The 24,605-nt window shown below is 38.7% G+C and carries 30 protein-coding genes; 7 read left to right on the top strand and 23 right to left on the bottom strand.

Annotated elements, in window-relative coordinates; translation table 11 throughout:
• Nucleotides 1–705 (bottom strand): hypothetical protein, encoded by a 705-nt coding sequence (locus tag M3204_RS10695; RefSeq protein ID WP_251481264.1) that lies wholly within the window; start codon nt 703–705, stop codon nt 1–3.
• 30 nt (nt 706–735) lie between these two features.
• Nucleotides 736–1,317: a YdcF family protein gene (locus tag M3204_RS10690; protein WP_251481262.1), complete on the bottom strand. Its 582-nt coding sequence runs from the start codon at nt 1,315–1,317 to the stop codon at nt 736–738.
• A 237-nt stretch (nt 1,318–1,554) separates the two neighbouring features.
• Here M3204_RS10690 and M3204_RS10685 point away from each other — a divergent pair, with 237 nt between their 5' ends.
• Nucleotides 1,555–2,079 (top strand): MerR family transcriptional regulator, encoded by a 525-nt coding sequence (locus M3204_RS10685; protein WP_251481261.1) that lies wholly within the window; start codon nt 1,555–1,557, stop codon nt 2,077–2,079.
• A gap of 195 nt (nt 2,080–2,274) precedes the next feature.
• Here M3204_RS10685 and M3204_RS10680 read toward each other — a convergent pair whose 3' ends face one another.
• The 7 genes from M3204_RS10680 to M3204_RS10650 form a co-directional block, all read right to left on the bottom strand.
• On the bottom strand, nt 2,275–2,475 hold the full coding sequence (locus M3204_RS10680; RefSeq protein WP_023614065.1) for a cold-shock protein: 201 nt from the start codon (nt 2,473–2,475) through the stop codon (nt 2,275–2,277).
• Nucleotides 2,476–2,589: 114 nt separating this feature from the next.
• Entirely contained in the window at nt 2,590–3,618 is a 1,029-nt protein-coding gene (locus M3204_RS10675; protein WP_251481259.1) for a potassium channel family protein, read from the bottom strand.
• A 16-nt stretch (nt 3,619–3,634) separates the two neighbouring features.
• A complete protein-coding gene (locus M3204_RS10670; RefSeq protein ID WP_251481257.1) occupies nt 3,635–4,867 on the bottom strand; it encodes a glutathionylspermidine synthase family protein in 1,233 nt (410 codons plus the stop codon).
• A gap of 10 nt (nt 4,868–4,877) precedes the next feature.
• Nucleotides 4,878–5,342 carry an RNA helicase gene (locus M3204_RS10665; protein WP_251481255.1) on the bottom strand — a complete coding sequence of 155 codons (465 nt, stop codon included), beginning with the start codon at nt 5,340–5,342 and terminating at the stop codon, nt 4,878–4,880.
• Between the two features lie 16 nt (nt 5,343–5,358).
• On the bottom strand, nt 5,359–5,757 hold the full coding sequence (locus M3204_RS10660) for a DUF350 domain-containing protein (protein ID WP_251481253.1): 399 nt from the start codon (nt 5,755–5,757) through the stop codon (nt 5,359–5,361).
• Nucleotides 5,758–5,774: 17 nt separating this feature from the next.
• Nucleotides 5,775–6,218 (bottom strand): aminotransferase yhxA, encoded by a 444-nt coding sequence (locus M3204_RS10655; RefSeq protein WP_251481251.1) that lies wholly within the window; start codon nt 6,216–6,218, stop codon nt 5,775–5,777.
• A gap of 273 nt (nt 6,219–6,491) precedes the next feature.
• Entirely contained in the window at nt 6,492–6,635 is a 144-nt protein-coding gene (locus M3204_RS10650; protein ID WP_251481250.1) for a hypothetical protein, read from the bottom strand.
• A 93-nt stretch (nt 6,636–6,728) separates the two neighbouring features.
• Here M3204_RS10650 and M3204_RS10645 point away from each other — a divergent pair, with 93 nt between their 5' ends.
• Together M3204_RS10645 and M3204_RS10640 are read left to right on the top strand one after the other, a co-directional pair.
• The gene (locus M3204_RS10645) at nt 6,729–7,703 is read left to right on the top strand and encodes a LacI family DNA-binding transcriptional regulator (protein WP_251481248.1); all 975 of its coding nucleotides are present in this window, start codon (nt 6,729–6,731) and stop codon (nt 7,701–7,703) included.
• A gap of 81 nt (nt 7,704–7,784) precedes the next feature.
• On the top strand, nt 7,785–8,069 hold the full coding sequence (locus M3204_RS10640; protein WP_251481246.1) for a hypothetical protein: 285 nt from the start codon (nt 7,785–7,787) through the stop codon (nt 8,067–8,069).
• 518 nt (nt 8,070–8,587) lie between these two features.
• Here M3204_RS10640 and M3204_RS10635 read toward each other — a convergent pair.
• From M3204_RS10635 to M3204_RS10585, 11 genes are all read right to left on the bottom strand, one after another.
• A complete protein-coding gene (locus M3204_RS10635) occupies nt 8,588–9,160 on the bottom strand; it encodes an MEDS domain-containing protein (RefSeq protein WP_251481244.1) in 573 nt (190 codons plus the stop codon).
• A gap of 329 nt (nt 9,161–9,489) precedes the next feature.
• The gene (locus M3204_RS10630; RefSeq protein ID WP_251481242.1) at nt 9,490–10,488 is read right to left on the bottom strand and encodes an NAD(P)H-dependent flavin oxidoreductase; all 999 of its coding nucleotides are present in this window, start codon (nt 10,486–10,488) and stop codon (nt 9,490–9,492) included.
• Between the two features lie 120 nt (nt 10,489–10,608).
• Nucleotides 10,609–10,794: a hypothetical protein gene (locus M3204_RS10625; protein WP_251481240.1), complete on the bottom strand. Its 186-nt coding sequence runs from the start codon at nt 10,792–10,794 to the stop codon at nt 10,609–10,611.
• A gap of 150 nt (nt 10,795–10,944) precedes the next feature.
• Nucleotides 10,945–11,229: a phage holin gene (locus tag M3204_RS10620; protein ID WP_251481239.1), complete on the bottom strand. Its 285-nt coding sequence runs from the start codon at nt 11,227–11,229 to the stop codon at nt 10,945–10,947.
• Nucleotides 11,230–11,306: 77 nt separating this feature from the next.
• Nucleotides 11,307–11,876, bottom strand: a complete 570-nt coding sequence (locus M3204_RS10615; protein WP_251481237.1) for a glycerol-3-phosphate acyltransferase — start codon at nt 11,874–11,876, stop codon at nt 11,307–11,309.
• A gap of 122 nt (nt 11,877–11,998) precedes the next feature.
• Nucleotides 11,999–12,889 carry an aldo/keto reductase gene (locus tag M3204_RS10610; protein WP_251481235.1) on the bottom strand — a complete coding sequence of 297 codons (891 nt, stop codon included), beginning with the start codon at nt 12,887–12,889 and terminating at the stop codon, nt 11,999–12,001.
• A 202-nt stretch (nt 12,890–13,091) separates the two neighbouring features.
• Nucleotides 13,092–14,339, bottom strand: coding sequence for an MFS transporter (locus M3204_RS10605; protein WP_251481234.1), 1,248 nt, complete (start codon nt 14,337–14,339; stop codon nt 13,092–13,094).
• Nucleotides 14,340–14,584: 245 nt separating this feature from the next.
• Entirely contained in the window at nt 14,585–14,818 is a 234-nt protein-coding gene (locus M3204_RS10600) for a group-specific protein (protein WP_251481232.1), read from the bottom strand.
• A 125-nt stretch (nt 14,819–14,943) separates the two neighbouring features.
• Nucleotides 14,944–15,780 (bottom strand): phosphotransferase, encoded by an 837-nt coding sequence (locus M3204_RS10595; protein WP_251481230.1) that lies wholly within the window; start codon nt 15,778–15,780, stop codon nt 14,944–14,946.
• A 773-nt stretch (nt 15,781–16,553) separates the two neighbouring features.
• Nucleotides 16,554–17,285, bottom strand: a complete 732-nt coding sequence (locus tag M3204_RS10590; protein WP_251481228.1) for a ZIP family metal transporter — start codon at nt 17,283–17,285, stop codon at nt 16,554–16,556.
• Between the two features lie 81 nt (nt 17,286–17,366).
• On the bottom strand, nt 17,367–17,762 hold the full coding sequence (locus M3204_RS10585) for a VOC family protein (RefSeq protein WP_251481227.1): 396 nt from the start codon (nt 17,760–17,762) through the stop codon (nt 17,367–17,369).
• 86 nt (nt 17,763–17,848) lie between these two features.
• Here M3204_RS10585 and M3204_RS10580 point away from each other — a divergent pair, with 86 nt between their 5' ends.
• The gene (locus M3204_RS10580) at nt 17,849–18,361 is read left to right on the top strand and encodes a CBO0543 family protein (protein ID WP_251481226.1); all 513 of its coding nucleotides are present in this window, start codon (nt 17,849–17,851) and stop codon (nt 18,359–18,361) included.
• A gap of 165 nt (nt 18,362–18,526) precedes the next feature.
• A complete protein-coding gene (corA, locus tag M3204_RS10575) occupies nt 18,527–19,477 on the top strand; it encodes a magnesium/cobalt transporter CorA (protein ID WP_251481225.1) in 951 nt (316 codons plus the stop codon).
• A gap of 77 nt (nt 19,478–19,554) precedes the next feature.
• On the opposite strand, the gene M3204_RS10570 is transcribed toward corA, so the two are convergent.
• The 3 genes from M3204_RS10570 to M3204_RS10560 form a co-directional block, all read right to left on the bottom strand.
• Nucleotides 19,555–19,737 carry a hypothetical protein gene (locus tag M3204_RS10570; RefSeq protein ID WP_251481224.1) on the bottom strand — a complete coding sequence of 61 codons (183 nt, stop codon included), beginning with the start codon at nt 19,735–19,737 and terminating at the stop codon, nt 19,555–19,557.
• A complete protein-coding gene (gene spoIIP, locus M3204_RS10565) occupies nt 19,730–20,860 on the bottom strand; it encodes a stage II sporulation protein P (RefSeq protein ID WP_251481223.1) in 1,131 nt (376 codons plus the stop codon). Before spoIIP ends, M3204_RS10570 begins: the two co-directional genes overlap by 8 nt.
• A 167-nt stretch (nt 20,861–21,027) precedes the next feature.
• Entirely contained in the window at nt 21,028–21,966 is a 939-nt protein-coding gene (locus tag M3204_RS10560) for a magnesium transporter CorA family protein (protein ID WP_251481222.1), read from the bottom strand.
• A gap of 410 nt (nt 21,967–22,376) precedes the next feature.
• Between M3204_RS10560 and M3204_RS10555 the strand changes: the two genes are divergently transcribed.
• Entirely contained in the window at nt 22,377–22,772 is a 396-nt protein-coding gene (locus M3204_RS10555; RefSeq protein WP_251481220.1) for a hypothetical protein, read from the top strand.
• 380 nt (nt 22,773–23,152) lie between these two features.
• Nucleotides 23,153–24,538 carry an alkaline phosphatase gene (locus M3204_RS10550; RefSeq protein ID WP_251481219.1) on the top strand — a complete coding sequence of 462 codons (1,386 nt, stop codon included), beginning with the start codon at nt 23,153–23,155 and terminating at the stop codon, nt 24,536–24,538.
• Nucleotides 24,539–24,605: the final 67 nt, after the last annotated feature.

The following is a 24,605-nucleotide window of genomic DNA, read 5'->3' as shown; positions in this document are numbered from 1 at the left end:
CTACTTTCCCTCCTTTAAGAAAGATTGATCTGAACGAAAATAAAATTGTTCTTGTCCAGTGGTTATTAAAATACCTTTACCATCACGTTCGACAAGAATCAGTGAATGAACACCACTTCCCCATTTAGAATTAATACCTGTAAGCTGGTAAGGAAATCGTTCATCCTTTCTATTTTCTTCAGCACTCGTCTCAAAGGTTTCACGGTACCATTCGTCGCTATAAATTGGTTCATATTTCATGTTGTCGATTTGAGACATTAATAAATGACGATCAAGTGTAAGGTTGGCTGCGGATGGATGGGTCTTGATTATATGGGCACCATTTATCTCAGAAATATAGGTTCCTATATCGTTTTTAGGATAAATGCCAGCATGGAGGAGAATGGATAATATCGACATCGCAAGGAACAGGTAATTGGCTAAGAAACCTAGCCAAGCATACTTTCGATATTTCTCCCAGCTTTCCCCTTCGTTTTTTCGAGAATAGAGGCCGTATAAAATCCAGACACCGAGAGGCAGGATCGCTAACTTCACCTGCTGATCAAAAAACGGCAGATTAATAGAAAATGAGAATAAACCGACGAAAACAACAATCAGCATTTTCCAAAGCTTTGGTCTCCATTCCTGCTTCCTATAAATCATTCTAATTGCAAGCAATATGACTATCCATGTGATGATATTTAAAGCTGTGGCAGTCGCATTCATATATTCACCTCATTAGTTTGAAGTTCTCATTTAGAAAATGTTTAAAATAAAATACTTCGTCAATGCCAGATATTCGCGGACATATGATTTTAATAAAGCCTGTACTGGAGTTTTCGCAGGCAATCCGCTTAGTTCTAGCCCTTCGTTATTCGCAATCATCTTAGACCGGAAGATATGGAAATCATTCGTAACTACTAGCCCTAACTCAGAATTTTTAGGAATAAGCTTTTTGGAAAATCGAATATTTTCATATGTCGTAGTTGATGTATCCTCAAGAAGGATTCTGGATTCTTTGATTCCATGGGCTATTAATTCATTTTTGATCGATTCAGCCTCGGAGATGTCTTCTCCAGGTCCCTTTCCGCCAGATGCAATCGCAATGGTATCAGGGTTTTCCTTTAAGTACTCCGCAGCATGGTCAATCCTGAACTGCAATGCTAAGGAAGGAACCGTTCCTTTCACTCTGGCTCCAAGTACTATAATATAATCAGCATTTTTTGGCGCTTCAGGAGTAGCGTGCTGGATGATTTTGTAATGCAGGAAACCTACATAGAGAAGGCCGCAAACGACTGTGATGATCAATGGTTTACTAAATAAGAATTTATAATTCATTTTCTTCGCACCTTTTCATTTGATTATAATAATATTACCATCCATTGCCAGAAAAAGTTTCAAACTTTTCAAAAAAAATATTTGAATTAGCACATTTCTCCCTGGTTATCAGTAAAGCTTACATTTTGTTTCATCTTGTTGCATATCCACTATCTTTGGCGAATGAATACTAGTTTTGTCAGTGCGGAAGGATTAAGAAATCCATTATCGAAAACCTTTACTAACAAAGGAGGGATCATGATGAATACTAGCGCAGTGGCAAAGATGCTTGGAGTATCACCGAGTACGATTCAACGTTGGGTGAAGCAGGCAAACCTTCAAATGGAACGGACAGAGCTTGGGCATTATCAATTTTCTGAGGAGAGCATTGAGATATTAAAAAATATCCAGGAACAGCTCAATAACGGTGTTTTGCTCCAAGACTTGAAAATCAAAGGGAATAAACCGAGGAAAGCAAAGGTTACGGCAGCACCATCTGATCTGATGTACGAAAAGTTGATGGAACGAATCAATAACCTGGAGAACAAGCTTGGCGGGAAAGCGGATGATATTGTTTCATACCAAATACTGCATCATCGTAGAGAAATCGAGGACTTGCAAAATGAAGTGGGAAGATTAAGCGACATTATTGAAAGTCTGCAACAAGCTGCAGTTCAAAAGGAAACAGTGGTTGAAAAGGAAAGTAAAATGGCAATAATCCCTTCTACCCCATTCAGGAAATTTAAAAAACGCAATATACTGAGTTCATTTTTTGGTTTTTAATTGTAGCACATCATGGATGTGTTATTTTTTTTGCAAAAAAAGTACTTTCTTAAAAATAGTTAATTATTTCTCAATAGATGTTTTTATCCTAAATCAATTAAATTCATTATGATCAGCCGGTAAGACTGCCACGGGCATTTTTTCAACCAGAAAAAAACAGACCCAGCTATGTGAGTCTGTTTTAGGTATCCTTAGTTAGGCTTTCTGTACGTTTGTCGCTTGCGGGCCACGCTGGCCTTGTTCGACTTCAAATGTAACTTCTTGACCTTCATCTAAAGACTTGTAGCCTTCGCCCTGGATTGCTGAGAAGTGTACGAATACGTCTTCGCCGCCTTCACGCTCAATGAATCCAAAGCCTTTTTCACTGTTAAACCATTTTACCTTACCACGTTCCACGATTGTTGCCTCCTAGCGATTAAAAAAATTGCAATTTAACCTTGCGTGATTATTATATCCTTCCTTAAACTTTTTAAACTTAAAAAGGGATATTTTTCTCAAGAATATTTATCGTTAGCTGCAGATCTTTTTGAAAGTATCTTCGTCACAAATGACGAACATTTTCGCACCGTCAGGAATCTTTTCGTTGTGCCTTCTGGCGACATCAAGGGCATGCCCATCTGAGATTAGTGTTGCACCTAAATCAAAAAGCTCCATCGCAGCTTCCTTATAGGTATTCCAGTGAGGCTTTTTCCCGATTTCATATAAGTTCTCCCCATCGGTATTGCTGAGAAGCTGTTTGAAGAGCCTGCTCGAGCCGGGATAAATCGCTGCCTGAGCCATTAGCTTAGAAACTGATTCATTAGATAAAATAAATTCGTCCACATTTGCATGTTCGAAAAGGGCGATATGTTTTTCCTTCATGATCTCTGCAATCGTATATAAATTCTTTTGATAATGCTTTGAGATGTGTTCCACCCGTGAGGATATCAGCAGCGTTTTTCCATCAGCATATTCTGGCAGCTCGATACGATCATCGGTAAAAACCGCCACGGATTTGGATTCAAGGATATTCGCTTGCATCAGCACTTCTTCTTCCGCCGGGTTGCCGCTTACGAAATGCACACGATCATGCAATACTGGCGATTCATTGCTATGATCGACTATCACTATTTCACATTTTTTATTTGCGGCAAGGATTTCTTCTACAACATTTCTCAGTTTGTCTCTGGAGGAACCAATCAGAATATAGTGGTCTTTTCCCTTGTAAGCCAACTTCCCTTCCTCCTTCATTTTTCTGTATAGGGTTAAACTTTCAAAGATTTTGCCAATGATGACACCCATTGCTCCGATTCCAAAGGTGTAGAGCAGGACCATTGTGAAAATCCTGCCTGGATCGCTGCTCGGTGAATAATCACCATACCCCACGGTGACAACAGTAGTCATCGTCCACCATAATGCATCCATGAATCTTGGGAAGGTTTCGGGCTCTAGTGTTTTGATAATAAAGCTGCTGAATAGAATAACTGCTACTGAAATTAACAATATCTTTAAAAGGCTGATTTTCAGCAGTTTCGAAAATATTCTCTGTAAAATCCACATTAAAGCATCCCCCTTACTATCTAGACAGTCCTGCAGGCAAGTAACAGGAAAGATTATTGGTAATCTCCCCTCCGACACGAAAGCCAATTGCAGAAGGCTTTCCATTGATCAGGAAGCTGCCAATTAGCTTATGTCCGATTTGCATGCCTTTTTCAGACTGGTAATTCGTCCGGGGAAGTTTGAGAAACTGTTGATAAATCGAAGGAACATCTGAATATGTTTTTTGTGCTTCCTCTAATAACAACTTCCCAGCTGGACTGAAAATTTGCACCGTATCACCCTCTCTGCCAAAAATAGGCTTCTTAACAAATGGGCTCTGCTTTAATAGGAAAGTGTCTGGCTCCAGATAGGTAGGCAGGAAATATTCCTCAATCCAGCTATGCTCTTCCTCAGTAAAAAAAGAATCGCCACGCTCATGCAGCCCCCAGATTACGGCCAAAACTGATTTATTTTGGAGAAGGAATGCTGAAGGCGGGTTGATGACCGCAAGTTTCTTTTCGATTACTAGATCAAGCAGCCATTGGCCAATTTTGTTCCCGGAACTGTCTTCATCCATAATCAGGCTCTCAATTGGGAATGTTTGACGATAAAGGATATCTATTTTTCTGCCGTTATCATCAAAAAGGCCTTTTCCAGGTTCTATTCTTAGATGGTTCAGCGGGATGAACTTTGCAGGCAGGCCGTATAGTCTTTGTAGGTATAGCACTGTGTTTCGATCCTCGATATTGTCCTCATGGGCAGTGAAAACTACAAAGGGTTCAACTTCTTCTAGCCATCTTGCAGTTTCATGGATGCTTTCCCGGACAGCATTCGCCAAATGGTCTTCTGCTCCATCGTTAGGGTCCGCATAACCAAACTCCCTGGCAGCAAGACCATTTACGTGGAATAATTCTTTTATGAATGTAGGAGTATCTGAATTGATTTCGATCACTTTATATGTATTATTCGTTTGGATAAGATCCAGTCTTGCGATTACAGTTTCTGGCCTGATTGTTTTTAGCTGCAAAAAATCGAGGGTTTCTTTTGGAAACCCCATTTCAAGAAGTGTATGGCTATCTGCGTTCCGCAACAGCTCGCAAACCTTGAAGAAAACCAGACCTGCCTTATGGGTGCAAAGCCTTATTGCATCCAATTCTCTTTTATCAATAGAGGAAATATCATACAGGGCATATTCCTCTCCGTATAAATCAGGCCAAAAGTTTTCAATTTTACTGTAAAATTTCTCTCTATCTATCTTATAGCGGTTCATGGAACTCCTCCTATTCCATGTTAGTATCATCAAGATCTTTTACATAAAGAACATAAACACCCCGGTCCTCATCGATTTCCGTGGACATGACTGCCATTTGGCCGATGCCGGGCACATCTGCCACATCCTTTAAAAGATAACGAATCACATCGAGATGCGTCCTGCATGGAATAGCGGTGAGCAGCTTATAATTTTCACTTTCCAAATGGAGGCGGAATTCCACATGGATGCCCTGCCCGCGAAATCCTTTTTCATCAATGACTGAATTGTTCCGCCCACGGTCCTCAAGGATGAGAATTTCTTCTTCCCCGTCCATTTCGTTCGATACTAATTCATATTGGCTTCCTTTAATAATAAAATAAGTGCAAAGCTGACGTGCGTAAAATTCATCAATCCCAACATTTGAAATGGAATACTCGAAAAAGGGTTCGTACTTCCCATTTCCAACATGGACGAAGTAAGTGAGTTTTTTCATGAGCGTTCACCTCTTTCTAATACGAAAGGCTCTTTGCGACAATCCAGCCAACTGAAAATGACAGAGAGAACAAGATGACACCAACAGAACGGTTATCTTCCTCAATTGCCGTTTGCAGACTGTATCGAACTGTAACTAATTCAGCAAGGAAGAACACGATGATTTGTGTGAAAATCCCGATGGAACCCCAGATGGCCATATCAAGGAGTGACACTGAATACTCTGCTGCAGCCCCAAGTACAATCGCAAGTCCCAGCATTTTTCCTCCTAGTGACAGCGCTGCAGTGACGTTCTTCTTACCAATCAACTCAAATTCCTTGATTTTTGGTGTAGCCAATACGAATAAGGCCACGCCAGCTGTTAATAAAAGCAACCCCAAGCCTAGATAAGCAGCAAAATTTAAATACAGATTCATCGTTTAAGCCTCTCCTTTTAACCGCCAGTCGTGCTTCTGGATCCGCTGCCGAATCCCGAACTGCCGCTTGGCGAAGTGTTTTTATAGTTACTGTCAAGCCTTGCCCCCTTGAATGACGGGCTTTTTTTATAATTCATATAGTCATTGCTTTTATATAACATGGATCGGTTGGAAAAAAACATTCCGCCGAAAAAGAAATGCCCAAAATACGGTGACCTTGAGTCATCACATTCCCAAACTCCATCTTCAGCATCCCATTCCCAGTCGGAACAATCAGTCCCCTCTGGAACCGGTGGTATATCCTGTTCTTCTCCTGAACTCCAATCCTGTTCATCCGGTGCTGAACCATCCTGATCCCAATCACGGTCCGGAACAGCCTGCTGGTTATTATTGCAGCCAACTAGCCCCATCATTAAAGCCGTCGCTGAAATCCCGGCCATCACCTTCTTCGTTTTGCTCATATATTTCACCTCTTTCGTTTTTGACTTTAGTATTTACGGAAGCAGAAGGAAAAAGTTTCAAGTTCTGATAAAATCATTTCCATCATCATTAATATTCGGCTCGTAGATTCTTTTTCCTCTTTGATGTCACCTCATCATACTTTGATTCACTCGAGATTATACCCTTTAATGCAAAAAGAAATGTTTAATGGTAACATCTTTCGTAAACTTTATTGATTTTACAACCGAAAATTTAATAAATCGCTGCCAGAAAATCAGGCAGCGACCGTTCTTTTATTTTGTTTCGCTCTCTGTAGAGTGCCAATCATAAAAGTCCTGAAAACTAAATTCTTCGATTTTGCCATTTCCAATGGCGATTTTTGCTAAAATTAATTCAAACACACATAAACCAGCTAGCATTGTAATGCCTGAAACCATCCTGAACCACTCCTTTTTTTTCGTTAAATCTAAGATAATTTGTGAAACGCGTTTCAGGTCAAGGGATTTATTTCAATAAGTGAGGAAAAAATTATGGCTAATATACGAGAAATTGCACGACTCGCTGGTGTATCGGTTTCTACCGTTTCCAGAGTTCTTAATAATCACCCTTACGTAAGTACTGCAAAAAAAGATGCTGTATTGAAGACAATCGAAAAATTAGACTATAGCCGTAATATAAACGCTGTGCATTTATCTCAAGGAAAAACAAATATGGTTGGGGTCGTACTTCCCACAATTAATCATCCTTACTTTTCAGCACTCCTTGAAGGAATTGCCGAAGAAGCGATGAAACATAATGTCCAGCTGGTCCTGTTCCAAACAGACTACAATCAGGATAAGGAACTCGAAGCATTAGAGCAATTGCGCGGGCACCTCATTGATGGTGTCATATTTTGTTCTAGGGCTGTGCAGTTTGATTTACTGCTGAATTATAAAGGGATTGGGCCAACCGTGTTATGCGAGGATGCAGACCAGCAAGAATTCCCGTCTGTTTCAATTAAGCATGTCGAAGCCTTTAATCTAGGATTGGATTACTTAGTTTCTAAGGGACATGAAAAGATTGCTATTTGTTTAGGCAGATTAGAAGGAACGAACAGCCAGAAACGAAAGGCCGCCTATGAGAAAAAAATGAAGGTTATTGGCGAGAAATTCAGGAGAGAATGGATAATCGGACAATGCTTGATGATTGAGGATGGCAAGAAAGTGATTGATGAATATTTAGAATGGGATGAAAAACCAACAGCATTTCTTGTAGGAAATGACCAAGTTGCGGCAGGAATGATTGCCGAAGCCAAAAATAATGAATTAACGGTCCCTGAAGATTTTGCCGTCATAAGTTTCGATAACCATCCGATATCAAAGATACTGGGTATCACGACAATTGAAATTCCTACTAAACAACTTGGTTCCTCTGCATTCATGGCATATATTGATCAATCCAAAGACATAGAGTATTCCGATAAAATCGTGCTCCCTGTTAAACTTTGGGAACGAAAATCTGTATAAATGTTTTGCTATTGAATCCTTTTGCCTTTATCCTTCGTATACAATATACATATTTATTCAAAAAACTGGCGGTGAAGGATCTTGTTCGGCAAAGAAAGAAGACTTTATAAGGTTAAAATTAGTGAGGATATAATGTATTACTCTGAAATATCGTTTTTTGCTCTAAGAAACAAAGTTCCTTTTGGCAAGCCCCGAAAAGGAATTATCAAAAAAGGAACAACAGGTGAAATAATCAAGAAGTGGGGAAAGAAATATTTTTCTCCAGATGTAAACCAGGCAGGTATAGAAGAGTTTACTCCTGCAGGCCAGCCTTACATCCTAATCCCCTACAAAAAAGTTGAAAACCTTTATAAGGTTATGGATTAAAATGAAAATAGCATTCCAAATGGGATGCTCAGTTTGTCGACAAAAGGAGTTTTTACTTGAGGATTGACTATGTTTCAAGGTTGTTACTGGGCTTTTCCAGGTCTAGCTGGCCATCTTTTAAAGTTATTCAAGGCAGTGAAAGTAAGCATCGCCTGCTTGGACAATTTTTTATGTCCCCTCAGGAAACTGGTCTCGTTGGGTCCGATTGTTTTTCGATAGCATCTTTATCACCTTAAGCGTTATATATATCTATTTTATTATAGGAATTGATTTAGTTCTATGCTAATTTTGAAAGCCCTGTTGATTGGAGTGGAAGGCGCGCAGACTCCTGCGGGATCAGCTGGACAGGTGAGACCCCGCAGGAGCTTGCGACGAGGAGGCTCACCGCCAGCCCCGCGGAAAGCGAAGCGCCTGGAACGGAAATCAACAGTCCCATTTACATTCCAACCAAATAAAAAGACTGCAGGCAAGCCCGAATTTCATCGAATTTGTCTACAGTCTGAGCACCCATCTGGATGCTATTCTACTTTTACTTTGTTTCTTTCGATTATACTAATTGCGCTATCCATCATGTAATAATCATGACAATCCATTAGTATTTCTTTCAGTGATTGGGGGACCCTATTTGCATCATAGGCACAGATAGTAATCAAATTAGTCGCTTGCAGCATCCTGTCTGCTTCCTTTTCATATTCCCCTAATGTCTGGAATATTTCCTCCTGGTCTCTCCATTCCACATGTGCCCATGTCTGGATTGGAATATTTTTTTCCAGGAATGGAGCGATCATATTTTCCAAATAACTCAGAATCGTTTCTTTATGGAAGTTACCGCGATAGCAATAAAAATCATAATTATTTATTGTATGAACCATGTCGAGTTGTTCTTGTTCAAACACCTCATCAAGCTTCTCTTGTATAATCGGCATTATTCTGTCATTCTCGATGATCATCACATGGTTTCCAAGCTCAAGAGCTGAATTGACATAAGCTATTACATTATTAATATACATTTTCTGATCCTTAAAGGAATAAAAAATGTGTGCGCCAGTGTCATTTACGCTACTAATGAGGTCTTTAATTGTTTGTTGCATTGTTATCAGTCTCCTTTGGAATCCAAGGAAAACAAACAATGAATTCACGTATTAAAATACATACTCTTAATTCTAACACAACTAATGTTTTTTAACGATTTTTGTTCTTTCCATATAAGTTACAGTCCAATAATGTTATATATACGGGAAGAGGTTAAAATATCCCTTTAGTTTTAAAAAAAGCTAAGTTAAATAACATTAATAACCTCCATTGATTACCTTCCCGATGTATTTTTGATAAAATCCCTTTTAAGCAGTCTCAGCCGGCGTCAAAATAGCAAGTAAAATATAAGAAAACCGGACACTCATAGGGTCCGGTGTAAGCATTTTTATTTTACAGAATGGGTTTTCAGCTTATTCGCCTGGCTGTTCAGTTTAGTTAAAGCCTCTTTGTATTCTTCTTCCAAATGTCCGATTATTTCCTCAGCGGATTCAATTTTCCGGATTGCGCCAACGCCCTGTCCAGCGGACCATATGTCTTTCCAGGCTTTAGCATTCGTTTCCCTTTGCATCGAATCAAAATTGACGCTTTCCTTTTTAGTGAGTGTTTCTGGATCAAGTCCGGCTTTGATTATGCTGGGTTTCAGCATATTTGCCTTAACGCCTGAAAAAGCATCGGTAAGAAGGAGGTCGTCCTGAGTTGCGTCAACGACCATTTGTCTGTACTCGTCATTTGCCATGCTTTCTTTAGCAACTATAAACCTTGTACCCATATATGCAAGATCTGCCCCTGCTGCCTGGGAAGCTAATATTGCTTTTCCAGTAGTAATCGCCCCTGCCAAAACAATGATTCCATCCCAGAATGTCCGGACTGAGTCCACGAATGCAAAGCTGTTTAGCTCTCCCGCGTGTCCTCCTGCCCCGCTAGCTACCAGTATGAGGCCATCAACCCCAGTTTCTGCAGCCTTTCTGGCAAATTTGACATCGCTCACATCGGAAAAAACAAGTCCCCCGTATTCATGTACGATTTCCACGACTCTTTTTGGGCTTCCTAGCGAAGTGATGACTAGTTGGGGCTTATGTTTTTTCAGCAATTCCAACTCTTCGTCAAGGCGGCTGTAAGAACTATGTACGACCATATTCATTGCCCATGGAGCGACTTTTCGGTCTGGCTCGCTCATTTTTACTTCCTCCAGGTCAGCATTCAGCTTACCCATCCATTTATCAAGGACTTCGATAGGGCGTGCGTTTGGGGCTGGGAAGGAACCAATAACCCCATTTTTACAGCAAGCGCTTACAAGATCGGGACCTGAAACAAGAAACATTGGCGCAGCGATGGCAGGAATGGTCAGCTGGTTCCACCAGTTTTCTGGTATACCTTTTTTCATGAATTCTCCCCCTTAATACATTTCTAAATTTTCTGAATATCTTTTACTATCATAAGTTAAAAAGAAGAATCTTTCAATAATGAAGAAACTCTTATTATATCAAAAAAAGAATCCTGCACATTATAGCGATGGATTCTTCTTGTATTTCTTCATTGTTTGTCTAGCCCGCTCCATTATACGATGGATTCGGGTATTCTTTTTTTCTTTTCCGTCTTTTAAATAACTTCGCCAAATAAATTGGCTAAGTTCTTCAATCAACAGCAAGATTGCTATCGGTACCAGCAGGATCAAAATCCAATTCCACATTTTGCAGGCTCCTTTCAAATGGATATATTATCTTTATCCTATTCAATCCTTTACCTCAAAATGTGCAAAACGTAAACATTTGCCTCTCAATCTGGCTGTTACATATTAATAGCATCTTTCATTCGATTTATAAGCTTGAAGAGTCTCCGATCAATTTGGCTCTTTATAGGTCATTGCTCGCTCGCTGTCCTTGAACCCTTTTGTTGTAGGATCCTGCACTATTCCGAGCATCGAGAGGATCAAGAATATTCCATTTACCAGCATTAATATTTCATTTTGGATTTGTTCTGTCAGACGGAACGATGTCCAGCCTAGCATGTTTAATCCTTCTAATACTACTTGAGCCATAATCATAATTTGCGATAAAAAAGAGATTACCCATGTTTTATTTTTCAGCCTTACACTCCAGTTAATCACATGAACCCTTCCTTCCATTTTGCTATCCTGCTTAATTCACTATATGCCGGTTTTCCAAAATGGTTGTCTGCGATTGTCCTGTAGAAAAGGTACATTTATGCTTTTTTATTCAATCTTTCCATTATATCCACTCGATGAACAAATAATATTATCAGCACTAAAACTCCTGCCATTAAAGATATTCCTATCGCTCCTTCAAGAAAATAAATAGCGAATGGAATCAGCATAAAAGAACCAAGTCCTGCAAAAGTGAAGCTTTTAAAAAAAGGAAAAAATAAGATAAATCCTGCAATAATCACGACTGCTAATATGGGTTCAAAAGCAAGCATTCCTCCGATAAAGGTGGAGATCCCCATCCCTCCCTTAAACTTCAGAGTGATTGGCTTCAAATGTCCCAGGATAGCAAAACCTAATCCGACCAATAATATTTCCGGAGAGAATTCAAGATATCTGCCGGCAAATATGACAAGTGCCCCTTTCAAAGCATCCCCAAGAAAGGTTAAAACAAACGAGGTCTTGCCATGTACTCGGCCAGCATTCCTCGCACCGACATTGCCGCTTCCCTCGACTCTGATATCTTTTTTGCCGAGAATCCTGACTATGATAAAGCCAGACATCAAGCTGCCAAGCAGATATGCCAAAATGAAATATCCGATCATCATCATAGATGAACACAACCTGTCCTAATTTTATTATTTAGTTTTATTCGTCAGTTCCAATAATAATTCCTTTATTACCAATATTTCTTGAATTAAAAATCCCGGCCAGAGAATTGGCCGGGTACCTATTAATTCTTTCCGATTTCGATTGCCTTGATGAGTAATTCTTTGTCAAAATCTTTTTCAAGCAATTCGATGTTTTTCTTGAAATGCTCGAGATTTTTCGTTCCTATTAATACAGAGCTGATGCCTTTATTTTCATAAAGAAAATTAAGGGCCAAAGTGGAAAGCAGGTCCCCGTCATTATTGACTAGCTCAAGGAGTTGCTGCAGTTTTGTTGGCTTAACCTCTGCCTGTAATGCCTTTGCGGTAAGCAAGCCACGACCGAGTCCAGTCCTTATAAATACTCCGAGTCCTTTTTCTTGACCAAGCTTAATATTATCTACATTCTGCTGGTTCAGTAAATGGTATTCCATCTGCATGACATCGAAATCTCCTGACAAGATGCATTGCCTTGCAAGTTCCCCATCAATTGAAGCTCCAAGATAACGGATTTTACCTTCCTTTTGGGCATCCTTCATTGCTCTGACCGTCTCTCCATCTGTGATCACTTTCTCAGGATCGGGTCCAAAATGGATTTGCATCAAATCAATTACATCTGTTTTCAATAGAGTCAAGCTTCGGTCGATTGATTCCTTTATTGCATTATATGAAAAATCATAAAAGGTTCCTGGTTCTTCATTATGTTCACCGCACTTAGAAGCAAGAACGTATTCATTGCGACGGCTGGAAATTGAATTACCGATTCGTTCCTCACTGCGGTGGTACGCGCTTGCGGTATCAATTAGATTGATGCCCAAATCTAGTACGGAATTCATTACGATTCCAGCTTCCTTTTCATCTGGCCTCTGTTTGTCTGCTAAGCCCCAATCGCGTCCAATTGATAAGGCTCCAAATCCAATGAAAGTTACTTCCTGATTCATGCTGCCAATCTTCCGTTTTTCTAAAGCCTTTGACATTGGTATCACTCCATTTATGTATGTCTTTTAAAGTCCATACAATTATAACAAATGCTAATAGTAATCCCTAATGCTAAGCCCAACGTAGTACAACAGACGACGTTCACTAAACGGTGTTTTTCATAAAAGTTCTTTGCTTTGATAATTTTTGCAGCCAATAATTTAGAAAGAGGAGCCGTAAAAAAATCGGCTCCTCTTCTTCTTATCTCTGGACTGCTACCTTACTGCCAGTATTATATTGTCTTTTCATTAAAATAAAGAATAAAACGAATACTCCTCCGCTGACCATACGTAAAACAGATGCGAGATTCATTGCTGTTTCGATTGAACTTAGATGCAGCAAATAAACTCCTACTTGGGGTGCCGCGAACCCGACAATAGCTAGCAGAATGTTGTACTGAGCGATGAAGCTCCCCCTGTTCTCCTCTCTGGTTACTTCCAGAAGCTGGTTAAACAATAATAGCACAGTTCCCGAAACAAAGAGGCCAGACGTAAAGTTAACAAAGGTCAAATAATACATATTGGTAGAAAGGATTGTCAGAAAAGGGGCAGAAGCCATCCCGATGGCTGTCACTCCAAGCATCTTAGCGTTACTATGCCTGTCAGCCATCTTTCCCCACCACTTATAGCTTATGATCTGACCTACCTGGTTTGCAACAGTGATTATGCTGATCCAGAAACCAGTCATATGGGCCACTTTAATATTGTAAATGTTAAATAACGGCCAAGCGAGCTGCCAGGCAAAATTAAAAAATAAGCCGCATATTAAAAAGTAAATGAATGGCTTGTGTTTATAAGCATCCCAACCAAAGTTAAAGCGTTTCTTTTCTACAGTACGATCTTTCTTAGGTTCTATATGTCTATTCAAATAGTAAACTTCTACAACTCCAAAAATGAATGCCATGATAAATAAGATCTGATATGGCAGTGGGTTTGTCTTATCAAACCATTGAAGAGCTATCCCAATAAGCAAAGTAGTGATCATGCCCGCAATGGTCAGAATCCTGTTCCTTTCGCTGAAGAAACCGCTTCTTCTGCTATCTGAAACAAGATCACCTATGAAGGACTGCCAGCTAAGCATAGCGAATGAACCTGGCAGATTCATGAGACCTATAAGTATGACGAAGGTCCAAGCCCTATATTCTGGCGGAAGATAAATGACAAAAAACATTCCGAGCAAAAACAAACGGGTGTAAAAAATTGAGAGCCCGGTAAATTTCTTTTTTTCCTGAAGTCTGCTCATAATCGCAGTTCCGAGGATCATCGCGAACATACCCACTATTTGCGGCAATGAGCTGATCAAGCCTACCTGGTAATTTGACGCTCCCAAAACTCCTATGGCAAACAGCGCAAAATAGTTATTGCTCATGCTCATTACAACCGTCGAAGCAACGCCATTTATGATACTGTTTTTTTCATTCAATTTTGTTATTTCAGAAGGACTTTGCATAAATTCCTCTTCTTTCAAAGTTGTAAAATTATTTTGTATTTCGAAATATCCACCTAATTTTACTCCTTCTGGTTTTTGCTGGCAATAGAAATTTCGCTGGCAAAATAAACAAAGAATCTTCTGTAAATTTTCTTGTTAATTCAATCAGCTGCGACGGTCATTTTGCGCTTAATATAATAAATGATTATAACGGGCAAGGAAACGGAAGGAACCAAAAAAGGAGCACTCGGCTCCTTTTTTGGTTCCTATACGTTCTTTAATACTAAGTATAGTCTGTTATTTCTCTCGAATTGTTCTTCCTCTGTCACAAGGTCATATTTTTTCAGCAAGTGGAACACTTCATTAAGAATGTCCTGGGTATGTTCTCCCTGAAAAAACTTATCGAATAGTGGTTTCATGTCTTGAGGCAAAAATTCCAATTGTGACTCGTATTTCTTTTTAACATCTTCTTGGCTGTGATCAATATTGCATTCTCCCACGTTTATCCCTCCTTATATGTATACCTTTAGAATACCAGACTACTACTGTCTTTACCCTGAATAAAAGTTTTTTATCTTATTTTAGTTAACTGTAAAAAATACACTTTACTAGCTTACAAACCCCTTTAACCTTCTTCAACAATTTTCTTCCAATATTCCCAGGCAGCTAAATACTCATTTAAATCTTCTGGATGATGTTTAATGCAAGTGGAAATTCTTAAATAAAGACCTACCAGTATCTCTTCGTTGAACAGCTCGCCTTTTTCCAATAAATGAATAGCTGCTGAATCAATCGTTTCCTTTGTCAGGCTATCTGGAGAAGAGCAAAACGCGTAAATAAGGTCGTATACAGGCGGTCCAATTACTGGAGATGGGTCGATCACACCGCAAAGCTCTCCGTCCTCAAAAATAAAATTATGTACCCCGCAATCCCCATGAAGCAAAAATGGATTTTCCGTGCTATATCGTCCTTGTTTGTTAATTAAAGAATGAACAAGCTTATGGTCCTCAGCTAATAATGTGAATTGAAGGTTATTTTCTGCTTCACTTATCCGGCTGACAATAAAGTCTTTCCAGGACTCGGCAGGTTCATCAATCCACCCCCATCTACTTTCCCATGAAGAAGCTTTGTATTGATTCAAGACGTTTTTTACAAGACTAATCAACAATTCTTGCTTATTATTCCTAGGATGATACGGCTTCCCTTTTATGTAGGAATATACTAAGTATTCGTTTTCCGAATGCTTATAAAATAATCTGGGCAATAAGGAGATGCCACTATAGTAATCTAGAAACACAGCTTCAGCTTCAACAATCTTTGGGTTATTCGCTTTAACCACTAGATTTGAATTGACTAAATAGATCTCGCTCACAGTTCCGCCGCTAAGTTTGGAAAATGTCGCTTTTTCATCTTTAATATATTCCAGGTCCTTTAGTTCTTTTAATACAATAGAAATATCCATTGCATTTCCCTCCTTCGCGGCCTATATTTGAAAATTGTATGGCGCTGAAGAACTGAGCAGTCCTTCAACTCCTTCTGGATAGTAAGCATCAATTCGTTGGCTGTTTTAAGATCAACCCATTGAATTTCTGAGATTTCCAAATCATTAATAATACCTATTGTGCCACTTATAACCTTCGCCATAAAGGTAGCCCTTATATATTCTTTTAAAAACCATTATTTCCTTTAAAAATTTCAAGGTAAAAAATCGGCCACTGTATAATGGCCGACTTTTTCTCGATTATTTTCGTTTCAAATAATAAATGATCATGCCGCTGATTAGTGTTCCAATAAAAGCCGAACCAAGGAGCATTAAATAAACAATCTCTCCCAATACAGCCATCTCTGGTGCTGGATAAAATAATATTTTAACTCCTATAATTACTGTGAATATCAATAAAAATATCGCTGGAAGCCATTTTACCCATTTTGATTTTATCGTATAAAACATAAAAGGAATTACGAGGCCAAACAGAAATGAAATTGAAAACAACATTATTCATCATACCTATCTTTATTGAATTTTGTTGTAAATAATGTATTCACTCCTTTTGATTTAAGTTCCTTTATAAATTAAACTATATGATTCATTTCGCTGACACCTTGTCTAAGGTAATTAAGAAACAGTTCCCAGATAAGTTTCAAGACAAAAGAATAAGTAGGAGAACTCAGAAAGAGGCTGACTCATAAAAGGTCGTATTTTAACGACCTTAGAGTCAGCCTAGTATTAAACATTTATCCAAATTGACTTATAAGATAAAGCATAGATATTAATCCGAGGACAAAAGAATAGGTCGGAAACTTCACGTGGTCATCTTCCTGGCTTTCCGGAATCAGTTCCTTATAAATGACAAAAAGCATTGCTCCTGCAGCGAAACTGAGTCCATAAGGTACGAGGCCATTTACTTCCGATGCAAGGAAATAGCCGATTGCTGCTGTAATGATTTCTACAGCTCCAGTTAACGTCGCGATGATAAGAGCCTTGACCTTAGAAATCTTCTGGTGGATTAAATAAAGGCCCACCAGGAATCCTTCTGGTGCGTTTTGCAGGCCAATTGCAAACGCGATAATACCGCCGAGTTCATCCTGCCCTGTCCCGTAACTAACCCCAACAGACAGACCTTCTGGCAGATTGTGCAGGGTAATCGCAGTAATGATAACAAATGTCTTTCGATCGATCCCGGAAAGGAATCTGAAATCGTCAGTGTCCAGATTATCCGTTTTAGAATTAATAACGTTTAATATAAAGGTACCGAGAAGCATCCCGAGGGATAATACCCAAAGGTTTGATGAATGTAGAGATTCAGGAATCAAGCTGAATGTAGTAGCTGCCATCATGATTCCAGAGGCATAACCGAGCAGCAGCGACTTTAATCTTGATGAAACATTATTTAGAAATAAAATTGGTATAGCTCCAAGTCCTGTTGCCAACGCAGAGATGATAATGCCCCAAAACGCTCCTGCCATAACTTTTCCCCGTGCCTCCTATTTTACAAACATAAAATACTTTTCCCTATATTCAGGAAAAATACACCTGGAAAAAATATATCATTCAGACATAGAGGGTGCTGCCAACTCAACTTTTATTCGGTCAGGGTCCTCGAAAAACACTGCATAATGATTCTTTCCTCCTGCAAACGGATGCTTGTCAGGGTACAGAATAGGAATTCCTTTCTTGATAAGTCCCTCTGTCATTTCATCAACATGTTCTTTTGAACCTGCGTGGAAAGCCAAATGGTTCAATCCAGTTTGTGACCTGTGATAGTCTGCTCGGAGAAATCTTTCTTCTGTCTGTACAAACACTAAATAGGTATTTTCAAATTTCCAGCTAATCCCTTTATCCCATTTCTGGTATACATTGTAGTTTAATTCTTTTAAAAACCAGTCCCAAAACTCTATTGTTCGGTTTAAGTTCGACACGTTGATTTCGATATGGTGTATCATAATTCTTCTCCTTTGAGTGGCCGATTTTTGTATTGTCAAGTACACTGCTGGAAATAATAACTTAAAATACAAAAGGAAGTCCTGATATGTATCTTGTTATTTTTGTTGGTATTTACATGCTATTTGCATATTTTTTTGTTGATTGGAAAAAATGGAAGGAATTTTATCCAACAATTCAATTTTATATTATTTGCAATTTACTTTATAACTTCATTTTCTTTAATCATACTTTATGGGTCTATAAACCTGAATCATCATGGCTGAATCACACGTTCATTGATTTAACCTTCAGCTTTATTATCATACCAATCGTTATTATGGTCTACCTTCGTTATATTCCTAAAAGTATAAAGTATAAGATTGTGTATTTGTCCGCATGGGTCGCCTTATTTACCTTTATAGAATTCATATTCCAGAATAAAGGACTGTTTACCTACAACAACGGCTGGGACTTATTCAATTCTGCTTACTTCAATATCATCATGTTTCTTGTTCTTGGTACACATTATAAACGGCCTTTACTTGCCATTTTGCTTTCGATTCCAACTGTGGCCGTATTGCTATATTTCCACCATCCTTCTTTCCTTGATTTAAAATGAATTATTTAATTAAGATCAACTTATGAAGGTTCTCTTTTTATTTGCGGCTTATTCTGATGGTATTATATTTTTTATTACAGAGATGAAGACCTGCTTCAGGCTTCTGCTTTGCATCTTAATCAATATTACTAATATAATAGATAAAAAAGTTTTACAGGAGATACTATGATTCGAACTATTGCTGTTACCCCTTCGGGCGAGCTTCTGAAAAACCTCAGTATACAGAAATTAATTTCAGGGGCTTTTCGATGGTATTGGATTGATTTCAACGTGCCTTCCGATGAAGAAATAGAATTATTAAAAGAACCGCTTCGATTCCATCCTTTATCAATAGAAGATTGTATTCATACTTTGCAAAGGCCAAAACTGGATTATTATGATGATTATCATTTTTTTGTTTTCCAGGCTCTTGATGCTGATTCAATGACAAAAGAAGAAGTGGACCTGTTTTTAGGATCGAATTATGTCGTAACTTTTCATAATGAGAACAACCGGGAGATTGATGACGTCTGGAAAAGATTAGAGATGGCAAAATCACCTGGAGACTGGTCCCCATCAGTTGTTCTTTATCATGTTCTGGATAAAATTGTTGATAACTATTTCCCCCATGTTTATAAGATTGAAGATTTATTGAATGATATTGATGAAAATTTTGCGGACCGTTCGATGGAAGAGATACTGGAGGATTTATTTGATACAAGACATGAATTGCTTTCGTTAAGGCATACGATTACTCCGATGAGAGACCTCGTATACCGGATGATCAACTCTCACAGGCTAGCTGAGATTATAGCCCAAAAAGAATATTTCGCTGACATACATGACCATTTATTAAGATTGGCAGAAAAGGTGGACGCCAGCCGTGAGCTGACCACTGACATGCGTGACAGCTACCTATCCATTAATTTTCACGAAACAAACCGCGTAATGAAGGTGCTTACTGTGATAACAACCATTTTCATGCCTTTAACCTTCATAGCCGGAATATATGGAATGAACTTTAAAAACATGCCAGAGCTTAACTGGACGTTTGGGTATTTTGGCGCATTATTTACGATGTTTTTCATTGGGATCACAATGTTTCTCTGGTTCAGGAAAAAAGGTTGGTTTAAGTAAGGCGAATTTCCGGAGGGAATTCTGTTAGAAATTCTCCCATCAAAAACCATTGAAGCAGATTGCTTCAATGGTTTTTTTTAATCCCTTCTTTCTTCATCATCTTGAGTTCTTAAAAAATCCTCTATCAAGCACTTACTTACCATGATCAGGCCTGATAAGAAAAGCGCGATCGTCACCGTTATTGAAAGGTAAAAGTAGGCAAGTAAAGTACTCGCACTCATCCACAAAAGCCATAGGTAGCTTTCCCTATTTTTAGCCATTTACTTCTTCAGCCTTCCAATAGATTTGGCTGATCGCTTCTGCCAATGCCTCAACTGTATTTTTTAGCTCCTTCATATTATTATCAACACCGCCTACTTCAACAACAAGTGAATTTGAATGCAAATCCTGATTATAAATTCCATCAACACCTATCCCCTTTTTCGGCAAAACTCCTTTGCTGATACCCGGATAGTTTTTATTTAGGATTTGATGCAATTCATTGGCAAACTTTAGGTTTTGTTGAAAGTTTTTATTTTCCTCTCCAATTACGAATACAAGCTTTGCGTATGGCTGGTTATTAATATTCGCTGTTGTAGAGTCTTTCCTGACGGAATCACGATGCAAATCGATAAAATACTTCAGGTTCGAGTTACCTGACATTGCGCTCTGAACTAAAGACCGTGAAATTTCGTATGATTTAGGTGTTTGCCAGCCTTTGTTTTTCAGCGCCTGACCTACATTTGTTTTATCAACGCTCGACCCAATTCCACGTTTCTCTAACTCTTTTCCAAGCAAATCGCCTACTATAGTTATATTAGTTTTACCATCCACAGCAATATTTTCGTTCTCCGCACCTTCTAAGCCGAGCAGAGGCAAATAGGATTCCCAGCTGTGAGTGTGGTAAATGAAAACGGATTTCTCAGAAGGCGGAGCGCCAGAGGGAGTATTTCCGCTGTTCAGCTCTTTCAGCTCGTTGGCTGCCATATTTCTTTCCTGAAGCAAAACTTCCATTGGAGGAGCCGATTCAATCGGAATATCGGTAAAATTGACACCCTTATCTGCAATCAGGAAGTTTGAATCAAAAGCCATAAATCCAGGGATTTCACTCCTAATCAGGCTCCTTATGTCATTCATTTCAATGTTAGTAATAAGTTTGAACCCAGTTGGGATTATAGCAAAATCTGCGTTCGATCCTGTTAATGCATGTCCAATCAATGTGTTTTCATAGCTGATGATCCTTAAGAAAACTTCAGCGCCAATATCACCGTTCACTTTGAATTTGAAAAAACTGATGTTTATGGATGAAATGAAACCTGCCAAAAGAAATAAACTCAAGGTACAAGCTAATATGACTAAAATATTCATGATTCTTTTATACAGATTGATAAATATTGTACTCATTAAATCACCCTAATCTTGTGCTTTAGATACTCCAGTAAAATATCAGTGAACCATTTGCTGAGATCAAAAACAAAGTTTTTAAAAAGACAACCTTCCTTACAGAATGAATATGTAAAAAAAAGTTTTTTAGACTAAAAAACGCCCGGACTTAGCGTCCAGGCGAAATTTTAAAAATATTTTTTCTTCCAGAATATGAAGGCTGTCAATCCAGCTAATAAAACGGCCATGCTGATGGCAAAGAAAAATGCGTATGGATTATGCTGTAATGGTAAATTAACATTCATTCCATAAAAGCTAGCGACCATAGTCGGAAAGGACAAAATGATCGTGATGGAAGTCAAAAACTTCATCACCATATTAAGGTTGTTTGAAATGATCGAGGCAAAGGCATCCATCATGCCGCTTAAAATCGAACTGTATGTTTCAGCCATTTCGATGGCCTGTGTATTTTCAATGATGACATCTTCAAGTAAATCCTTGTCTTCCTCATACATTTTTAGAAAATTGAATCGCATTATTTTGGCCAGTACTACTTTGTTGGATTTAAGCGAAGTTGTAAAATATACTAAGCTTTTTTCCAGAGCAAGAAAGGCATAAAGTTCTTTATTCTTCATCGACTGATGAAGCTCGCGTTCAATTTCGTTTGTCTTTTTATTGATTTGTTTCAGATACCGTAAGTAATAAATCGAAATGACATAAAGAATTTGCAAAGCAAATCTTGTCTTTTTAAACGTGAAAAATTCCTTCACCCTGTTACTTCTGAATTCATTAAGCACCGGAGTTTCCTTAAGCGAAACAGTAATTATGCAACCCGCAGTCTGAATGATCCCGACTGGAATGGTCTCATAAATTGGAAAGCCCGATTCATCATGGGTAATGTAGGGATAGTCAACAATGATGTAAACATTGCCATCTTCCTTTTCAATCCTTGGCCGTTCTTCATCATCCAGTGCATCCTTAACAAAATCAACGGCAATTCCAGTTTCATTTGCTACTCTCATTATTTCATCTTCAGATGGATGAACCATGTTCACCCAACAGCCTTTTGTTATTTCTTCAACGGATTCAAGCTGTCTTTCTGCGTTACTCTTGAAAATTTCAAGCATTCTACCAAACCTCCTCATCATTTATTGAGGAAGCCAACTACCTTTTTTCAGAGTTGATAGTCTTGCAGCATTCAATTGTACCAATTCTAATAGATTATCGACTTCCCCGCACCTGTCGGGATCAGGTTCTATTGAATAACCCAACAATACCAACTCCTCTCTTATTTCAACTATTACATCTTACTCCTGACTACGTGAAAGCACAATCCATTTTGAAAAAATTCCTGTATCTATAAATTAAAGTTTTAGGGATTAGCGATTCAGTTATTTTGTTACTAAAAAAGAAAGAAAAAAATGTAACCATTCTGTCAGTTCATCTTTCACTTTTTAAGGTTGACAATAAAATTATAGTATTATATATTATTTACATAAGATACCCATTAGGGTATTTAAATAGGAGGAATTTTTACATGAAAAACATTTTAGCTAAATCCATCATTGTTTTCTCAATGGTTCTATCTCTGGTTGCAGTTGGACTTCCACAGCACAAAGCTGAAGCAGCTACAACTACAGCAGATGTGATCGTAAAAGTAGGACAAATGGGAGCTGACTCTTACTCACAAAGCCTTGACGGAGTTTTATATACAGTAGATCAAATCGGTTTCATGGCAGACAGGATTTTATGGACTGAGGAACAAATCGGGTTTATGGCAGATAGAATCGTTTATGTAACTGAGTTTTCCCAGGATAATTCGATTAAGGTTATCTACATGGCGACTTCTTTGTACCCTACTGGAACTAAGGATGGCGGATACACATATAAAGTAGCTCTTATGCCGGTTGCTATGCTGCCGGCTGGGTGGTAAATAATTATTATAATTGAGGGTGAATCTTAAAAGATTCATCCTTTTTTCATCTTTAAAATTGTTGATACGCTGCTTTATGCCATACAAGTTCCCTTTCTTCCTTACTGATAAATATATTCCACAATTTTCAAAAACACATCTTTTGTCATGTTTTGGAAGAATCCGTCTTTCAAACTCTTTTTTTGTGCCGTTTTTTCTAATGAAATTCATAATTTTATATGTTAATATAATTCGATAGTTCTATTGAAACGCGTTATATAAGCAAATATTCATAATTCTGCTACTAAGTACCGATTATCCCCCCTTCCTCAAAACATGAAATTTTCTAAAAATAGACTATAATTAACCTTGAAAACTAGTAATTGGAGGGGAAAAAGAACATGAAAAAGAACCTAACCAAAAAAATGCTTCCGTTTGCTGTCGTTTCATCACTCGCCATTGGCGGACTTACAGGCACTTTTACTGCGGATGCAAAGGAATCACCGAAGGAGAATAATGCTAAAATCAAAAACGTCATTTTCATGATCGGTGATGGTATGGGTGTCTCTTATACTTCCGCATACCGGTACTTAAAGGATGATCCAACTACTAAACTTGCAGAAGGAACTGAATTCGATAAATATCTTATTGGGCAGCAATCTACCTATGCTGAAGATCCAGAGCAAAACATTACTGATTCTGCTTCTTCCGCAACTGCTATGTCTTCTGGTATAAAAACATATAATGCGGCAATAGGTGTAGATAATGATAAATCCGAAGTGAAAACAGTTCTTGAATCCGCGAAGGAAAAAGGCAAGTCTACTGGACTTGTTGCAACTTCGGAAATTACCCATGCGACTCCTGCATCTTTCGGAGCGCACGACGAACACCGTAAAAATATGAATGCCATCGCGGATGATTACTATGATGAATTAATCAATGGTGAGCATAAAGTAGATGTTTTATTGGGCGGGGGCACTGATTTATTTGACCGGACAGACAGGAATCTGATTGCTGAGTTCCAAAAAGATGGCTACAGCTTCGCTTCTACGAAAGAAGAGCTTAATGGTGATAAGAGTGAAAAAATTCTTGGATTGTTCGCACCGCGTGGTCTTCCGAAGATGATCGACCGTACAGAAGATATTCCTTCCCTTGAAGAGATGACAAAATCTGCAATTGAAAGACTTAACAAAGATCAAGATGGCTTTTTCCTCATGGTAGAAGGAAGCCAGATCGACTGGGCTGGGCATGACAATGATATTGTCGGAGCAATGAGCGAAATGGAAGACTATGAAAAAGCGTTCAAGGCTGCGATTGAATTTGCCAAAAAGGATAAGCATACACTAGTCATTGCAACCGCTGACCATTCAACAGGCGGCTACTCCATTGGCGCAGATGGTATCTACAACTGGTTCCCTGAGCCAATCAAGGCAGCGAAACGCACACCTGATTTCATGGCTGAACGAATCGCAAACGGTGCAGATGTTGAAGAAACGTTGAATGAGTACATTGATTTTGAGCTGACATCAGAAGAAGTCAATGCTGTTAAGGAAGCTTCAGCTTCAAATAAAGTATTGGTCATCGACAATGCAATTGAAGAGATTTTCAATGATCGCTCCCATACAGGCTGGACAACCAGTGGCCATACTGGTGAAGACGTTAACGTTTATGCTTTTGGTCCATCAAGAGAAGCACTCGCTGGTAAAATCGAAAACACTGATTTGGCCAAACATGTGTTCAGCATCCTGCAAACTGGGAATAAACCAATCGTAATTGAAGATAAATAATCAAGACTAGCTATCCCGCTGTCATCCAGACAGCGGGAAGTTTGTTTATCAACTGCCGGAAGGTGCG

Origin of the sequence: Mesobacillus subterraneus (assembly GCF_023715485.1) — a bacterium.
Classification (GTDB): domain Bacteria; phylum Bacillota; class Bacilli; order Bacillales; family Cytobacillaceae; genus Mesobacillus; species Mesobacillus subterraneus_B.
This window is presented reverse-complemented; position numbering and strand designations above follow the sequence as displayed.

What these genes read in the sequence shown, in the direction of transcription:
- M3204_RS10695 (WP_251481264.1), bottom strand. Translation starts at nt 705, where the DNA reads ATGAATGCGACTGCCACAGCTTTAAATATCATCACATGGATAGTCATA.
- M3204_RS10690 (WP_251481262.1), bottom strand. Translation starts at nt 1,317, where the DNA reads ATGAATTATAAATTCTTATTTAGTAAACCATTGATCATCACAGTCGTT.
- M3204_RS10685 (WP_251481261.1), top strand. Translation starts at nt 1,555, where the DNA reads ATGATGAATACTAGCGCAGTGGCAAAGATGCTTGGAGTATCACCGAGT.
- M3204_RS10675 (WP_251481259.1), bottom strand. Translation starts at nt 3,618, where the DNA reads ATGTGGATTTTACAGAGAATATTTTCGAAACTGCTGAAAATCAGCCTT.
- M3204_RS10670 (WP_251481257.1), bottom strand. Translation starts at nt 4,867, where the DNA reads ATGAACCGCTATAAGATAGATAGAGAGAAATTTTACAGTAAAATTGAA.
- M3204_RS10665 (WP_251481255.1), bottom strand. Translation starts at nt 5,342, where the DNA reads ATGAAAAAACTCACTTACTTCGTCCATGTTGGAAATGGGAAGTACGAA.
- M3204_RS10660 (WP_251481253.1), bottom strand. Translation starts at nt 5,757, where the DNA reads ATGAATCTGTATTTAAATTTTGCTGCTTATCTAGGCTTGGGGTTGCTT.
- M3204_RS10655 (WP_251481251.1), bottom strand. Translation starts at nt 6,218, where the DNA reads ATGAGCAAAACGAAGAAGGTGATGGCCGGGATTTCAGCGACGGCTTTA.
- M3204_RS10650 (WP_251481250.1), bottom strand. Translation starts at nt 6,635, where the DNA reads ATGGTTTCAGGCATTACAATGCTAGCTGGTTTATGTGTGTTTGAATTA.
- M3204_RS10645 (WP_251481248.1), top strand. Translation starts at nt 6,729, where the DNA reads ATGGCTAATATACGAGAAATTGCACGACTCGCTGGTGTATCGGTTTCT.
- M3204_RS10635 (WP_251481244.1), bottom strand. Translation starts at nt 9,160, where the DNA reads ATGCAACAAACAATTAAAGACCTCATTAGTAGCGTAAATGACACTGGC.
- M3204_RS10630 (WP_251481242.1), bottom strand. Translation starts at nt 10,488, where the DNA reads ATGAAAAAAGGTATACCAGAAAACTGGTGGAACCAGCTGACCATTCCT.
- M3204_RS10625 (WP_251481240.1), bottom strand. Translation starts at nt 10,794, where the DNA reads ATGTGGAATTGGATTTTGATCCTGCTGGTACCGATAGCAATCTTGCTG.
- M3204_RS10620 (WP_251481239.1), bottom strand. Translation starts at nt 11,229, where the DNA reads ATGGAAGGAAGGGTTCATGTGATTAACTGGAGTGTAAGGCTGAAAAAT.
- M3204_RS10615 (WP_251481237.1), bottom strand. Translation starts at nt 11,876, where the DNA reads ATGATGATGATCGGATATTTCATTTTGGCATATCTGCTTGGCAGCTTG.
- M3204_RS10610 (WP_251481235.1), bottom strand. Translation starts at nt 12,889, where the DNA reads ATGTCAAAGGCTTTAGAAAAACGGAAGATTGGCAGCATGAATCAGGAA.
- M3204_RS10605 (WP_251481234.1), bottom strand. Translation starts at nt 14,339, where the DNA reads ATGCAAAGTCCTTCTGAAATAACAAAATTGAATGAAAAAAACAGTATC.
- M3204_RS10595 (WP_251481230.1), bottom strand. Translation starts at nt 15,780, where the DNA reads ATGGATATTTCTATTGTATTAAAAGAACTAAAGGACCTGGAATATATT.
- M3204_RS10590 (WP_251481228.1), bottom strand. Translation starts at nt 17,285, where the DNA reads ATGGCAGGAGCGTTTTGGGGCATTATCATCTCTGCGTTGGCAACAGGA.
- M3204_RS10585 (WP_251481227.1), bottom strand. Translation starts at nt 17,762, where the DNA reads ATGATACACCATATCGAAATCAACGTGTCGAACTTAAACCGAACAATA.
- M3204_RS10580 (WP_251481226.1), top strand. Translation starts at nt 17,849, where the DNA reads ATGTATCTTGTTATTTTTGTTGGTATTTACATGCTATTTGCATATTTT.
- corA (WP_251481225.1), top strand. Translation starts at nt 18,527, where the DNA reads ATGATTCGAACTATTGCTGTTACCCCTTCGGGCGAGCTTCTGAAAAAC.
- M3204_RS10570 (WP_251481224.1), bottom strand. Translation starts at nt 19,737, where the DNA reads ATGGCTAAAAATAGGGAAAGCTACCTATGGCTTTTGTGGATGAGTGCG.
- spoIIP (WP_251481223.1), bottom strand. Translation starts at nt 20,860, where the DNA reads ATGAGTACAATATTTATCAATCTGTATAAAAGAATCATGAATATTTTA.
- M3204_RS10560 (WP_251481222.1), bottom strand. Translation starts at nt 21,966, where the DNA reads ATGCTTGAAATTTTCAAGAGTAACGCAGAAAGACAGCTTGAATCCGTT.
- M3204_RS10555 (WP_251481220.1), top strand. Translation starts at nt 22,377, where the DNA reads ATGAAAAACATTTTAGCTAAATCCATCATTGTTTTCTCAATGGTTCTA.
- M3204_RS10550 (WP_251481219.1), top strand. Translation starts at nt 23,153, where the DNA reads ATGAAAAAGAACCTAACCAAAAAAATGCTTCCGTTTGCTGTCGTTTCA.